Below are 13,564 nucleotides of genomic sequence, written 5' to 3' on the forward strand. Positions count from 1 at the left end.
CTTTCTTCTGAAAAAATCGACAATTTTTCGAATTCACCTTTTCTCCGTTATTTGTTATAGTTATATTTGTATGATTTTTGAAATTGGAGGAATGGAATCTTGGAACGTGAACTCGCACTAGAAATTGTCCGTGTAACAGAAGCAGCTGCCTTAGCATCCGCACAGTGGATGGGCCGCGGAAAGAAAAATGAAGCAGATGATGCAGCAACTACAGCAATGCGTGATATGTTCGATTCAGTAAACATGGCAGGTACAGTTGTAATTGGTGAAGGAGAACTTGATGAAGCACCGATGTTGTATATTGGTGAAGAACTAGGAACAGGTAACGGTCCAGAAGTAGACATCGCCGTTGATCCATTAGAAGGTACAAACATCGTTGCAAAAGGTCTTGCAAATGCAATGGCAGTTATTGCAATCGCAGACAAAGGGAACCTTCTTCATGCTCCTGATATGTACATGGAAAAAATCGCGGTTGGTCCAAAAGCAGCTGGTAAAATTAGCTTAGATGATCCAATTGAAAAAACAATTGAAATTGTAGCAGAAGCTAACAATAAAAAGATTCGCGATCTAACAGTTATCGTTCAAGAACGTGAACGTCATCAAGATATTATTGACCGTGTTCGTGCAAAAGGTGCACGCGTAAAATTATTTGGTGACGGTGATGTTGGTGCGTCAATCGCAACAGCACTACCTGGAACGGGTATCGACTTATTCGTAGGTATTGGCGGAGCTCCAGAAGGTGTTATTTCTGCAGCAGCATTAAAGTGCCTTGAAGGTGAAATGCAAGCTCGCTTAGTTCCAATGAACGAAGAAGAAGAAGCTCGTTGTCGTGAAATGGGATTAGAAGATCCTCGTCAACTTCTTATGTTAGATGACTTAGTATCTGGGGATGATGCAATCTTCTCAGCAACTGGTGTATCTGCTGGTGAGTTATTAGACGGTGTTAAATTCCTTGGCGGAGATTTAGCTGAAACATACTCTATCGTAATGCGTTACAAAACAAGAACAGTACGATTCATTAAAACGCATCACCATTTAGATCATAAACCACACTTAAACTTAGATATTTAATAAAGGAGCCATGTGTATGGAAGAACGTTTCTTTCTGTACGACGATACTGTCGCTACAAAAACTCGTTTCGTTAGCTTTATGGGAGAAAATGAGCGTCACGATTTAGCGCTATTATACTCCGATCGTCATTACGGTAAAACAATTGTCCTTGATATGCAACGCAATAAATTTGCAATCATCGGTGCTGACGATTTAAACGAACCAGGCTACTTAGAGCATGCATTTTCTATGACTGAAGAAATTGCAGAAGAACTACGCTCATTTTTATTTGAACTTATATAATTTATCGTATGCACCAGCTATTTTAGCTGGTGTTTTTTCATCATTAGTATTTAGAATTTTCAATCTTTTGTGTTATAATTAAGAATAAATCTATTTGGATAGAAAGGACGTTATATACGTATGCCAACAACTACTTTGTAATGGACCAGCAATTGGATAGCATTACTCTCAAAAAAGCACCGTGCTTTTTCAAGGGAGTAGTCTGCCCATTCCCATTACAAAGGAGCGTATTACATCTGTAGTATGATGTTTACGGAGGTTCCTCTTTGGGGACCTCCTTTTATTCTTGTCTTTTTCTCATGCCTTCATACTACAAGACATCCAAATAGCTGTATTACGTTCCTTTACCACTACTATAAGAGGTGAAGGAAAATGCAGAAAGTACAACTTTCTTGGAGTTTATATGAAAACGAGCAAAACACAATCGAAAAATATTGTAAAAATTGCAGACGTACTACCCTATTTACCGACACAAATATTCGTAGGCATAACGCCAACGGAAAAAACATATACCGCTTTGCCATTTATAAATGTCCGAAAGACCATACGTGGAATCAAAAACTTCGTATTTATAAAGCATTTACTGATCACGTTGAAACAGTCGATATGACGCAGCAGGATCAGCCAGAAACAACTACTACCATTTCCATTACGCAACATCAAGAAAGCGGCATAACCGAAATCACGATCGTATTAGATATTGTTTTCGGTTCCCACCGCATCGATAAAGCCTTATCCACATATATTTCCGACTGGAGCCGTACACGCATTGTGGATAAAATTAAAAATGGGGATATTCAATTAAACGGACAACAAATGAAGCCAAATACAATACTTTCTGAAGGCGATCATATCTCGATTTGTTTGTAAGCAAAAATATGCAAAAAATCCTCTTACAATTGTAAGAGGATTTTTTTATTTCTTCACTTTTCGTAATACAAAATGTGCGCAACCGAAGTTACAGTACTCGTATAAATACTCCGTTAACGTACTAATTTTCGTATCATATGTCGCACGTTGGTTACTATCATCAAAGAATCCGCGCAATCTAAGTTGCTCATATCCCCAGTCCCCAACGATGTAATCATATTTATTTAAAATTTCTGCATAGCGCTCTTTAAATGCTTCTTCACTAAAACCGTCACGAAAGTTTTTAATTACTTCGTACTGAACATTATTAATGCTCACCGTAGCATGAATCTCTTGCTTTTGCTCCATCATTAACTTCCTCTCTAAGCATTCTTCTTTTTATCGTATCACAAAGCATAACAACCAACAATTTCAAATACAAAAAATTGCAAATTAGTACATGCTATGGAGAAGGAGGTGATACATCGTGAAAAAACAAATTTTACTTTCCCTTCTCACTCTTTCCTTATTTGCAGGCTGCCAATCAGCGAACAAAGCTGAAATGGAACGTGAAGAAGGAAGCCGTGTTCTTGTTTCCAATAAAAACGACATGTATCATACGGAAAATACAAATACAAGACTCACAAGAGTCGGTTATTCTTCTAAACAAAAGCATGAAGTATCTAACAAACAAGTAGGGGCCATTAATCGCGAGAAGGTCGCTGAAATGATTACAAGCATGACAGTCAAACTTCCTGACGTTACAAACGCTGCTACACTCGTTACTGATGATGAAGTGTTCGTTGTATACCGTGCAAACACAACGGATCCAAAACTCGTAGCGGATCAAGTATATAGAGCTGCTTTGTCCATCGTTCCTCGCTATTATAAAGCATATGTATCAACAGACCAAAAGTTGATTTCTCAAATTCAAGGGCTTCAATCTGGCGCATTAAATGATACAGAATATACACAAAGCCTCGATATGTTAAAACGAGAAATGAGTAAAAATCCTCATTTGAACAATACGGGAGATCAGACTTTGAATGATATGATTAAAAAGTAAAACAGGTGGAGAAAATCTCCACCTGTTTTACTTTTTATTTTTTATTACGATCCGCATAACCCTCCATCGCATCACACATAAACTGCGCTAATCCCTCACCAAACTTATCGATATTTTTCGTAAAGCGCTCATCAGCGACGTACATTTGACCGAGTCCTTTAAAAGCATCTAACGAATATTCACCGAAGTTTTGCAAGTAATCGTACCATACTTTAATAGCTGCCTGCGCCTCTTTAGAATCTGGTGCATCGTGTCTAAGCGTTGCTAAATTTCTATAAATAGCATTAAACTCCTCTTGGTTCTCTTTTGACATACCTTTTGCGTATTCGTTCGCTTTATCTACAGCTGCGTCTCCCCATTTTTCACGTGCTTCTTCTTCATATGGGTTATGGCTGAAATCGAATCCTTCAAATTTCTCTTTATTCGTCATTTCAATCTCTCCTTTTGTATGCTGAATTGTTTTATCAATCGTCGCAATCACCTTATCTAATCTGGCACGCTTTTCAAGAAGCATCTTCTTATGAAGCTGTAGTGCCTCTTCGCGATCAAATGATGGACTCATGATAATCTCTTTAATTTTCTTCAAAGGGAAGCCAAGCTCTTTAAAAAACAAAATTTGCTGCAATGTCTCTAAATTTTCATTGGAATACAGACGATATCCAGACTCTGTCGTCTCGTCTGGGGTTAACAACCCAATTTCATCGTAATGATGCAGTGTGCGCACACTAATTCCAACTAAATCAGCTACTTCTTTTACTCTCATTGTCATTTGTATCTCCCCCTTAGTACATACGATAAAGTATGACGCAACGTTAGAGTCAATAAGTAAATTCATTTTCTTTCTAAAAGTTTCATCTCTCCCCTATTTCATGCATAATAGATATGTACATATATTAGAAAGCGGTGAAAGTATGGTTTCAAATACTGTAATTGCCAGCATCATTTTTCAACTCATTGTCTCGATTCTGGTCCCAATTATCGTACTCGTTTATTTCCGTAAAAAATATAATATGAATTGGAAAGTGGTCGGCGTTGGTGTTCTTATCTTTATCGGATTCACCCAAATTCTTGAAACACCATTCCACCTATTTATGCGCGGTAATCCAACAATCGCTCCATTTTTAGAAAATCCGTTTGTCTTCGCAATTTATGGCGGATTGACTGCTGGTATTTTTGAAGAATTAGGACGCTTCGTTGCCTTCTTCTTCTTACTAAAAAAATATCTAGAATATAAAGATGGCTTCGCTTATGGAATTGGTCACGGCGGAATTGAATCTATTTTAATTGGCGGTTTTTCTGCATTACAAGCATTAATCTTTGCTAATTCTATTAACGATGGTAGCTTCGCTCGACTGATTGAACAAAAACCCGAGCTTAGCATTTTACAGGACATGTTAATTCAGCAACCTGCCTACTTATACTTCCTTGGTAGCTTAGAAAGAATTATGGCACTCGTGCTTCAAATCGCCTTTACAATGCTTGTTTTATACGCAGTCAAACAGAAGAAATATATCTTCCTAGTATACGCTATACTATTCCACGCATTTGTAGACTTTTTCGCGGCACTTTACCAAACAAAAACAATCAACATCTTCGTTGCCGAAGGAATTACACTTCTCTTCACAATTGGGGCTGTCGTTCTTATTCGCAAGATGAAAGCGAAATTAATGAGTGTGCCGGAGTAAAAAATAACCCACCGATTGGTGGGTTATTTTTTATGGATTGTCGCAATGGTGATAGCTTTTTCCTTCTTGCAGCTCCCTCTTTGTTTCTGCATCTATAACGATGTACTTATGAAACTCTTCTACTTCATTTTGAGAAAAGGAAGCGAAAAAATAAACTTGGCGATCAGGATGAACAAAAAAATCTTGAAGCATCACACTACTCCGACAACCCATGGTTGTTTTTCGTAGGAAAGAAAATTCCTCATCAGCCACTTCTTTAAATAAGATTTTTTTCCGAACACTATATGCTGCATTATTGTATTCTTTATAGATTTTCTTATCTAACTGTTTATAAAAAACATCCTCACTCACAAATGACTTATTTCGATTGCTTGGATAATTTAGTTTTTGATTCGACTCTGCATAAGTTGTGGACAAGTGTATAAAAAAACAAAGACTAAATACAATACATATCATTTTATTCATGATTGCACCTCAAATGTTCATTATCCACATTACTTTTCCACATATTTAAATCAATATGCTGTTTCCAATAAAAAGGAATTATTTCTACATTTGTCGAAGTATATAGCGTCAACTTGAAAGATGGGGATGAATTATGAAGAAAATTATTGTAATACGACATTGTTCAGCAATTGGGCAAAAACGTGATGATGAATTAACGACCGATGGAAAAGACCAAGCAAACACCCTTGCTACATTCCTCTTAGAAAATCATCTACAAATCGATCATATTATTTCAAGCCCATTTGTCCGAGCTATCGATTCCATTCGGCCCTATGCGCTCCAAGCTAACTTATCTATCCAAGAAGATGAACGATTAACTGAACGCATATTGAGCAACATTCCAATGGATGATTGGATGCAAAAACTAGAATCTACTTTTACAAATATAGATATTGCCTTTTCAAGCGGAGAGTCAACAAAACAAGCAACAGACCGGGCCCTATCGCTTATTCAAGACGTTTTACAATTAAACCATACGACAACACTACTTGTTACACATGGCAATTTACTTACGCTCATTTTAAAGCATTTTGATCATACGATTGGCTTTAATGAATGGAGAACTCTAACGAATCCTGATATTTACGAAATTACAATCGACGAACAATGTATCATAAAACGCTTATGGGAAGCATCGTCCAAGTAATATCCCTTTCCAAAACATTCAGTTGACGCCACGAGAAGAGACTGTTCTAACAATAGAAAGGGGTATCATTTCATATGTACGAAGACGTACTTGCTTTACTACATAAAACAAATGTTTCTTATGAAAAATTCGAACACGAACCAGTACTCGATTATGAGACCGATCGGATCGTACGCGAGAGACTTGGCTTACAAGGCACTCCAAGTAAAAGCTTATTTTTAAAATCAAAGTCTGGAGATTATTACGTATTTTTTACGTTAGAGGGCACAAGGCTCAACCGGGGAGAGATGAAAGAACTATCAGGAGAACGCTTATCTCTCTGTTCTCCTGATGAACTGCGAGACAAAACTGGTTGTACGCCGGGATGTGTGGCTCCTTTCGGATATTCACACGATGTAACAATTATTGTGGATAACGCTATTTATACGTACGATAAAATTTTAATTACACCTGGTGTTCCTGAATTTACAATTGAATTATCCACAGAAGAATTAAAAAAGATTTTATTAACATGTCCAAATACCGTTTTAGAGTACAAACAAAAAGAGAGCTAATCATTAGCTCTCTTTTTTTCATTATTTAGCTTCTGCTGTTTTTTCTTTTGCAGAACGTACTTGCTCGTCCGCATGGTAAGAAGAACGCACAAGTGGGCCAGCTTCACAGTGGCTAAATCCTTTGCTAAGTGCAATTTCTTTAAGCTCTGCAAATTCTGCTGGTGGGTAATATTTAAGAACTGGTAAATGCTTCTTAGATGGTTGTAGGTATTGCCCAAGAGTTAAAATATCCACATTGTTTGCACGTAAGTCATCCATTGCTTCAATTAAATCTTCTCTCGTTTCACCTAAGCCCACCATAATGCTCGATTTAGTTGGAATATCAGGCTGCATTTCTTTCGCTCGACGTAAAAACTCTAATGAACGTTCATATTTTGCTCTAGCGCGAACTCGGTCAGATAATCGACGTACTGTTTCAATGTTATGGTTTAAAATATCTGGTTTTGCATCCATTAACATTTTTAAGTTTTCTTCTACTCCACCCATATCAGATGGTAATACTTCGATAGACGTGAATGGGTTTTTACGACGTACTGCGCGTACTGTTTCAGCAAAAACAGCTGCTCCCCCGTCCTTTAAATCATCACGTGCAACCGCTGTTATAACAACGTGCTTTAAGCCCATTTGTACTACTGAATCTGCTACGCGTTCTGGTTCTTGTAAATCAAGCTCAGTTGGTAAGCCTGTTTTAACCGCACAAAAACGACAAGCACGTGTACAAACCGCACCTAAAATCATAAATGTTGCTGTTTTTCTTACAGCCCAGCATTCATGAATATTCGGACATTTTGCCTCTTCACAAACGGTATGAAGATTCTTAGAACGCATCATTTTCTTTAAGCCTGTATAGTTTTCATTCGTGTTTAACTTAATTTTCAACCATTCGGGCTTGCGCTTATATTCTGTTTGTTTTGTCATGGTTATCAACTCCGCACAATATGAAATAGTTTACCGTGTTCGCTTCTTTCAATGTAACATATCTATTCTAACGTATGAAAGCGATTTGCTCAAATGAAGATTCTAAGATTTTTTCCAATCGTTCCCTATAATGAAATACTCCGTATATCCCACACTAAAAAGAGTGATGTTGTGAAAGGAGTCTATTTCATGCTTCGAAAAATTTCTCTTTTGCTTTCTATTTGTTTTCTTCTCCACCAAAACATCGCTTACGGTGAAGATAATCAGCAAAGCATATACGAAAAGCGCATGGCACTATATAAAGAAACCGAGCAGTCTTCAGGCATTCCATGGTATTACTTAGCTGCAATGGATCAATATGAAAGAAATATACGGAGCGTAAGAAAAGATATTCCGAAAAAACCAGATGCCATCATTTCCCTTTATTTCAAACCAGAAATATGGGCTGGACCTATTAATAGTAACGATACTCTCCCCCATACAATTTCTCTATTTGGCGGAATAGGTTTAGATGGTGACAAAGATGGATTTGCAAATGCAAATAGCGACCGTGATCTTCTGCATACCGCAGCGACTATTTTAAGGAAACAAGGAACGTCAGAAGACCGTATTAAAATTATGCTCTGGGAATATTATAGACGTGCAAAAACAGTTGATTTAATTAGCGAATATGCCCAAATTTATAAACATTATGGCCGTATTAATTTAGAGGGAAATGCTTTTCCTCTTCCGATCCGTAGTGACCATAGCTACCGTAGTACTTTCGGCGCTGGAAGAAGTTTTGGCGGCAGAAGGATTCATGAAGGAACAGATATTTTCGCCGGATATGGCGTGCCAGTAAGATCGACTTGCTATGGCATTATTGAAACGAAAGGTTGGAACCGCCTTGGTGGATGGCGCATTGGTATTCGCGACCTTCATAACAATTACCATTATTACGCTCATTTAGGCGGGTTCTCAAAAGAAATACAGCTTGGACAAATTGTTGAGCCAGGGAAAGTAATCGGATTTGTTGGTAGCACTGGTTATGGACCTCCTGGTACAGCCGGAAAATTTCCGCCCCACTTACATTTTGGCATATATAAAGACAATGGCTATACAGAATGGGCCTTCGATCCATACATGCATTTAAGCCTTTGGGAACGCAAAGAACGAGCAAATACAAAACGATAACCGTAGCTGCATTGCTACGGTTATTTTTTATCCATTAAAAGCCTGGCTGATCCGGGTTTCACTTTATTTACAACTAACTATCTGTTTTCTTTTTATCAGGTACAGCAACACTTCCACTTCCATAATACGTAGGCACTTCCCCTTGAACGATACGCGTCGCAATCGGAACATTTTGTTTCACCGTTATCTCTTTCGTATGAAATGGAATAATTACTTGCAATGTTACTTCCATTTCCATAACAATTTGAATCGCTGTAGTATTAATCCCATGCGGCTCAATTTTTTGTTTAATATCTGTATTCACATGCCCAATTGGCGTGAAATGAATCGGAATATCTGGTCCTATATTACCAAGAAGCGCATTATCAGTTACACGCCCAAAAGGAACTGCCATAGTCGCCCCGTTTTTTTCAGAAATACCTAGCTCCTTCAACTTCCCTTGTTCTACTTGCTGCAAATATTTTTCTATGTACGTGGTCGTTGACGTTACGATTTCATTTACTTGCTTTGTATTTAAATTAATTGTAGATACTTTTCCGTTTTTATCATTCTGTACTTTCATTAATGAATCTACATCGAATCCTTCATTAATTCGATCCTTTACTGCCTTCGTCATAATTGCCGTCGCCATTTTATGCGTCTCTACTTCCCCATATTTAATTAAGGTCGGCTGAATATTATTATTCACAATCCACAACCCTTGCGTAAGTAATATAACAAAAAGAATAAACGACATAAGCAGTATATACCGAAAGGCAATAGGTCCCCTTCGAAACCGCGAGTTTTTCGAGCGAAATATACTCATAAAAAAAACCTCCTTCTTATATCATTTCTATGCAAGAAGGAGGGACGATATATGCTTATCTCATTTTTAATAATGCTTCTTTTCCAATCGTTCCTGCTGGAATGCCTAATGCTTCAGCTCCAGTCGTTACCGATTCTAGCGGCGCTTCAAGAAGTTGTTCAATCGTTCTTACACCAACCGCACGGCCAGCAATAATTCCTCGATCACCTAACTTCTCATTTAAAAGACCTACATCTAATGCACCACACATAATATATCCTTTATCGCTCATTACAGCTAGCAAATTTGTCTTTGGAAGTTTCACGCTAACCGCAATAAACGTATAATTATCAATTATAATTGGCTCCACATTAACCATAGTTCACACTCCTCTCTTTCTTATCTGTATGACAAGAGAAAAATGAGTGTTACAAGTTAACTAGCCTATAGTTTAACGGAAGATTTATAAGTTATTAACATATCTGTTAACACATCTCTAAGTAGTTCTGGCATATAATATTGTTTGTCAGAAAGTGTGGATAGCTCTGGGTATAAGTAGCCAAATGTAAACATATCAATCGTTCCTACTGTATATATACGATCTAATTCCAGCGATTCCCCGTTAATTAATACATCTTCGAGTAAAATTTTATTTCCAGGAATCGTATCTGGAATTACTTCTACACCCGCGTAAATCATTTTCCCCATCACTTTCCCACGAAATCCGAATCCTTTCACCTCAAGATTCTCCATATTCGGCTTACGTGCTTTCAAAATAACTTCTCTTAATATCTTTCCTGGAACTTTCAAAGCACACGGATTAATTGGATGTGGACAAATTCTGTGAATATCTCCGCGCGTTACGACACCCTCTTCTAACCCTTCAAGAAGTACACCAGCATTCACCATGCCAATTTCTGCACCGCACCATGTTTTCAGCGCACTTGCTAACATATGAGAAAACGGCGTCTCATGAAACCAATCAACCTGTAATGACTCTTTTAAATGAACGACAGGCTCTGCCATTATATGCTTACTTTCTTCCTGCAGTATTTCAATTGTGGATAACGGCTCGCTATAAGCACCTAACCGTTCCGTCTTAATCGCTCTACCGTCCTTTTTCAACAGCTTCTTCGTCTCTTTATCCACAGTAAGCTGCACGTGCCCAACGTAACGTCCCCACTTTTCACAGCAACAAAGTAAAGTATTATTCATTAGAACACCACGCTCAAATAAATGATGCGTATGTGCCCCTAAAATAACATCTATATCATAATGCTCTGCCATATACTCATCCATACTTTTTCCAAGGTGAGAAAGGACAACTGTAATATGTGCCTCATCTCTCACTTCTTCTAAAATAGACTCTAAATGGATAAGCGGATCTTCAATATGCCAATCGAGCATTTGATAAAACTCTGGATACGCAACAGTTAACCCGATAAAAGCAATCGTAATCCCATCTGTCGTTGTATGTAATTTATAAGGCTTTGCCCATGATGGACGTACACCTTCTTTTTCAAATAAATTTGCGACAAGTACTTCAAATCCAGCATCATCATAGAGCCGATTTAAATGCTCTTTCGCTAACGTAATGCCTTCATTATTTCCGATCGTCACATAATCATATAACGCCTCATTTAAAAGCTTCGTATTCCCAAGCCCATTTGTCGCTTCCGAAATACTATGAAAACGATCCACATGATCGCCGATATCAATCGTCAAAACAGTCTCTCCCGCTTCCTGTCTTCGCTTTTTCTCCCCTAGAACAAACCGAGAAATTTGCGGCCAATTTTCAAAATGACTATGTATATCGTTTGTATGATAAAGGTGGATGATTGTTTCTTTATTTGTATTCAGAGAAAAAACCTCCTCTCAGTTCCTTACTGCCATTTACGCTATGCGCACACAATAATCCTGTAAATACTTTTCGTCTTTTCTTGCTATTTTACATTGTACTCGCATTGTGAGAAAAAGCAAAAGATTGTCCTTTTTATATGAGAAACTTTTGCTAATGCAGGAAATAATTCCAGATAGTGGAGGGAGGGGTGGATTTGTCAAAAAGTTTAATAGAGAATTCAGTGGGTGGTTGTTCAAGTGGATTTGTCAGTATCTTTGTCTTAAACCTAGTCGTTCTCTGTTCTTATAAAATATTTGGGGTATGTGAGGATTTTCTTTTGTCTTATCTTGTCGACAAATCGATATTCCTTGTCGAAACGTTGATATATTGAAATAATCGTTGATATATTCCCGTTTATGATCGATATATTTGAAAAATCGTTGATATATTTAGCTGAACACCCACCCGGGTATCCTCTCCCAAGCCAAGACAAATCCGCAAAACAAAAAAGCGCCCTGCACAGCAGGACGCTTTCTTCATACATATATTATCCAGTTCCAGCGGCTAGAATGTTCGGTGGCTTCACTTCTTCCTATGAGGCAAAAAGCGCCTCTACGTCAGAAGCTCCATCCCCCTCACATTCTGAACGAGCCGCTTCCACTTTAAATATGTCCAGCTTCGCCTCCTAGACCCTCATGTCTAAGAACCTTCCGCACGAGAAGATAAAAAGCGTCTTCTGTGCGAAAGAACCTTAGCCAACGGGTCTGAACAGTCGGCTCCGCATTTCTATTTAACCGATAGAACCTTCCATCTCAAACTTGATTAGGCGGTTCATTTCAACTGCGTATTCCATTGGAAGTTCGCGAGTGAATGGCTCGATGAAGCCCATTACGATCATTTCTGTAGCTTCTTGCTCAGAAATACCGCGGCTCATTAGGTAGAATAATTGTTCTTCTGATACTTTCGATACTTTCGCTTCGTGCTCAAGTGAAACGTAATCGTTTTTGATTTCGTTATAAGGAATTGTATCAGATGTAGATTGGTTATCCATGATTAACGTGTCACACTCGATGTTAGAGCGAGAGTTTTTCGCTTTTGGTCCGAAGTGTACGATACCACGGTAAGTTACTTTACCACCATGCTTCGCAATCGATTTAGAAACGATTGTTGAAGACGTGTTTGGTGCTAAGTGAATCATTTTCGCACCAGCATCTTGGTGTTGGCCTTTACCAGCAATCGCGATAGATAATGTTAAACCACGAGCGCCTTCGCCTTTTAAGATAACTGCTGGGTATTTCATCGTTAATTTAGATCCGATGTTACCGTCAATCCATTCCATCGTTGCGTTTTCTTCACAAACCGCACGTTTTGTAACTAGGTTGTATACGTTGTTCGCCCAGTTTTGGATTGTTGTATAACGGCAATATGCATCTTTCTTAATGATGATTTCTACTACCGCACTGTGAAGTGAGTTAGTCGTGTAAACAGGTGCTGTACAACCTTCTACGTAGTGTACGTGTGCGCCTTCGTCTACGATGATAAGCGTACGCTCGAATTGTCCCATATTTTCAGAGTTAATACGGAAATACGCTTGAAGTGGTGTATCAACTTTAACACCTTTTGGAACGTAGATGAATGATCCACCAGACCAAACTGCAGAGTTTAATGCAGAGAATTTGTTGTCTGTTGGTGGGATTACTTTTCCGAAATGCTCACGGAAAATATCTTCGTTCTCTTTTAATGCGCTATCTGTATCTTTGAAGACGATTCCTAGAGCTTCTAGGTCTTCTTTCATGTTGTGGTATACAACTTCAGATTCGTACTGTGCAGATACACCAGCTAAATATTTTTGCTCAGCTTCTGGAATACCTAATTTATCAAATGTTGCTTTAATTTCATCAGGTACTTCATCCCAAGACTTCTCAGATTTCTCAGATGGTTTTACGTAGTACGTAATTTCATCGAAATCTAAGTCGTTTAAGTCGCCGCCCCATTGTGGCATTGGCATTTCGTAGAACTTATCCAGTGATTTTAAACGGAAGTCTAACATCCACTGTGGTTCTTCTTTCATACGTGAAATTTCTTCAACGATCTCTTTTGTTAAACCGCGTCCAGCACGGAAAATCGAAACGTCTTTGTCTTTGAAACCATATTTATAATCGCCGATATCTGGCAGTTGCTTCGCCAT

At 38.2% G+C, this 13,564-nt stretch carries 16 protein-coding genes; 8 read left to right on the forward strand and 8 right to left on the reverse strand.

Features of this window, described 5'->3' with window-relative positions; translation table 11 throughout:
* The first annotated feature begins 99 nt into the window (after positions 1–99).
* The 3 genes from glpX to GD442_RS24380 all read left to right on the forward strand — a co-directional run bounded on the left by glpX (position 100) and on the right by GD442_RS24380 (position 2,224).
* Positions 100–1,071 carry a class II fructose-bisphosphatase gene (gene glpX / locus GD442_RS24370; RefSeq protein WP_000439090.1) on the forward strand — a complete coding sequence of 324 codons (972 nt, stop codon included), beginning with the start codon at positions 100–102 and terminating at the stop codon, positions 1,069–1,071.
* Positions 1,072–1,087: 16 nt separating this feature from the next.
* Entirely contained in the window at positions 1,088–1,354 is a 267-nt protein-coding gene (locus GD442_RS24375; protein WP_000392606.1) for a DUF3055 domain-containing protein, read from the forward strand.
* Positions 1,355–1,726: 372 nt separating this feature from the next.
* Positions 1,727–2,224, forward strand: coding sequence for a hypothetical protein (locus GD442_RS24380; RefSeq protein WP_001174567.1), 498 nt, complete (start codon positions 1,727–1,729; stop codon positions 2,222–2,224).
* 45 nt (positions 2,225–2,269) lie between these two features.
* Here GD442_RS24380 and GD442_RS24385 read toward each other — a convergent pair whose 3' ends face one another.
* Positions 2,270–2,572: a YutD family protein gene (locus GD442_RS24385; protein WP_000435943.1), complete on the reverse strand. Its 303-nt coding sequence runs from the start codon at positions 2,570–2,572 to the stop codon at positions 2,270–2,272.
* Between the two features lie 118 nt (positions 2,573–2,690).
* On the opposite strand from GD442_RS24385, the gene GD442_RS24390 reads away from it, so the two are divergent.
* On the forward strand, positions 2,691–3,269 hold the full coding sequence (locus GD442_RS24390; protein ID WP_000744132.1) for a YhcN/YlaJ family sporulation lipoprotein: 579 nt from the start codon (positions 2,691–2,693) through the stop codon (positions 3,267–3,269).
* Positions 3,270–3,303: 34 nt separating this feature from the next.
* Here the strand turns inward: GD442_RS24390 and GD442_RS24395 are convergent, their stop codons facing one another.
* Entirely contained in the window at positions 3,304–4,038 is a 735-nt protein-coding gene (locus tag GD442_RS24395; protein WP_102956705.1) for a MerR family transcriptional regulator, read from the reverse strand.
* A 100-nt stretch (positions 4,039–4,138) separates the two neighbouring features.
* On the opposite strand from GD442_RS24395, the gene GD442_RS24400 reads away from it, so the two are divergent.
* A complete protein-coding gene (locus GD442_RS24400) occupies positions 4,139–4,954 on the forward strand; it encodes a YhfC family intramembrane metalloprotease (RefSeq protein ID WP_002164635.1) in 816 nt (271 codons plus the stop codon).
* A 30-nt stretch (positions 4,955–4,984) separates the two neighbouring features.
* Here GD442_RS24400 and GD442_RS24405 read toward each other — a convergent pair whose 3' ends face one another.
* Positions 4,985–5,419, reverse strand: coding sequence for a hypothetical protein (locus GD442_RS24405; protein ID WP_001038435.1), 435 nt, complete (start codon positions 5,417–5,419; stop codon positions 4,985–4,987).
* Between the two features lie 133 nt (positions 5,420–5,552).
* On the opposite strand from GD442_RS24405, the gene GD442_RS24410 reads away from it, so the two are divergent.
* Entirely contained in the window at positions 5,553–6,107 is a 555-nt protein-coding gene (locus tag GD442_RS24410) for a histidine phosphatase family protein (RefSeq protein WP_159365222.1), read from the forward strand.
* Between the two features lie 74 nt (positions 6,108–6,181).
* The gene (locus GD442_RS24415) at positions 6,182–6,661 is read left to right on the forward strand and encodes a YbaK/EbsC family protein (protein WP_000272746.1); all 480 of its coding nucleotides are present in this window, start codon (positions 6,182–6,184) and stop codon (positions 6,659–6,661) included.
* 21 nt (positions 6,662–6,682) lie between these two features.
* Here the strand turns inward: GD442_RS24415 and lipA are convergent, their stop codons facing one another.
* Positions 6,683–7,579 (reverse strand): lipoyl synthase, encoded by an 897-nt coding sequence (gene lipA / locus GD442_RS24420; protein WP_000166372.1) that lies wholly within the window; start codon positions 7,577–7,579, stop codon positions 6,683–6,685.
* Between the two features lie 189 nt (positions 7,580–7,768).
* Here lipA and GD442_RS24425 point away from each other — a divergent pair, with 189 nt between their 5' ends.
* On the forward strand, positions 7,769–8,752 hold the full coding sequence (locus tag GD442_RS24425; protein ID WP_000944663.1) for a M23 family metallopeptidase: 984 nt from the start codon (positions 7,769–7,771) through the stop codon (positions 8,750–8,752).
* A gap of 73 nt (positions 8,753–8,825) precedes the next feature.
* On the opposite strand, the gene yunB is transcribed toward GD442_RS24425, so the two are convergent.
* The 4 genes from yunB to sufB all read right to left on the reverse strand — a co-directional run bounded on the left by yunB (position 8,826) and on the right by sufB (position 13,564).
* Positions 8,826–9,557, reverse strand: coding sequence for a sporulation protein YunB (gene yunB / locus GD442_RS24430; RefSeq protein WP_000021803.1), 732 nt, complete (start codon positions 9,555–9,557; stop codon positions 8,826–8,828).
* A gap of 55 nt (positions 9,558–9,612) precedes the next feature.
* Positions 9,613–9,915 carry a YunC family protein gene (locus tag GD442_RS24435; RefSeq protein WP_000248466.1) on the reverse strand — a complete coding sequence of 101 codons (303 nt, stop codon included), beginning with the start codon at positions 9,913–9,915 and terminating at the stop codon, positions 9,613–9,615.
* A 65-nt stretch (positions 9,916–9,980) separates the two neighbouring features.
* Positions 9,981–11,396, reverse strand: coding sequence for a bifunctional metallophosphatase/5'-nucleotidase (locus GD442_RS24440; protein ID WP_217364359.1), 1,416 nt, complete (start codon positions 11,394–11,396; stop codon positions 9,981–9,983).
* Between the two features lie 770 nt (positions 11,397–12,166).
* The gene (gene sufB, locus GD442_RS24445; protein WP_001118827.1) at positions 12,167–13,564 is read right to left on the reverse strand and encodes a Fe-S cluster assembly protein SufB; all 1,398 of its coding nucleotides are present in this window, start codon (positions 13,562–13,564) and stop codon (positions 12,167–12,169) included.

Origin of the sequence: Bacillus sp. A260, from assembly GCF_009861435.1 — a bacterium.
In the GTDB taxonomy this organism is placed as follows: Bacteria; Bacillota; Bacilli; order Bacillales; family Bacillaceae_G; genus Bacillus_A; species Bacillus_A cereus.

What these genes read in the sequence shown, in the direction of transcription:
- GD442_RS24410 (WP_159365222.1), top strand. Translation starts at nt 5,553, where the DNA reads ATGAAGAAAATTATTGTAATACGACATTGTTCAGCAATTGGGCAAAAA.
- GD442_RS24395 (WP_102956705.1), bottom strand. Translation starts at nt 4,038, where the DNA reads ATGACAATGAGAGTAAAAGAAGTAGCTGATTTAGTTGGAATTAGTGTG.
- GD442_RS24385 (WP_000435943.1), bottom strand. Translation starts at nt 2,572, where the DNA reads ATGGAGCAAAAGCAAGAGATTCATGCTACGGTGAGCATTAATAATGTT.
- yunB (WP_000021803.1), bottom strand. Translation starts at nt 9,557, where the DNA reads ATGAGTATATTTCGCTCGAAAAACTCGCGGTTTCGAAGGGGACCTATT.
- GD442_RS24425 (WP_000944663.1), top strand. Translation starts at nt 7,769, where the DNA reads ATGCTTCGAAAAATTTCTCTTTTGCTTTCTATTTGTTTTCTTCTCCAC.
- lipA (WP_000166372.1), bottom strand. Translation starts at nt 7,579, where the DNA reads ATGACAAAACAAACAGAATATAAGCGCAAGCCCGAATGGTTGAAAATT.
- GD442_RS24375 (WP_000392606.1), top strand. Translation starts at nt 1,088, where the DNA reads ATGGAAGAACGTTTCTTTCTGTACGACGATACTGTCGCTACAAAAACT.
- GD442_RS24400 (WP_002164635.1), top strand. Translation starts at nt 4,139, where the DNA reads ATGCATAATAGATATGTACATATATTAGAAAGCGGTGAAAGTATGGTT.
- sufB (WP_001118827.1), bottom strand. Translation starts at nt 13,564, where the DNA reads ATGGCGAAGCAACTGCCAGATATCGGCGATTATAAATATGGTTTCAAA.
- GD442_RS24405 (WP_001038435.1), bottom strand. Translation starts at nt 5,419, where the DNA reads ATGAATAAAATGATATGTATTGTATTTAGTCTTTGTTTTTTTATACAC.
- GD442_RS24380 (WP_001174567.1), top strand. Translation starts at nt 1,727, where the DNA reads ATGCAGAAAGTACAACTTTCTTGGAGTTTATATGAAAACGAGCAAAAC.
- GD442_RS24415 (WP_000272746.1), top strand. Translation starts at nt 6,182, where the DNA reads ATGTACGAAGACGTACTTGCTTTACTACATAAAACAAATGTTTCTTAT.
- GD442_RS24435 (WP_000248466.1), bottom strand. Translation starts at nt 9,915, where the DNA reads ATGGTTAATGTGGAGCCAATTATAATTGATAATTATACGTTTATTGCG.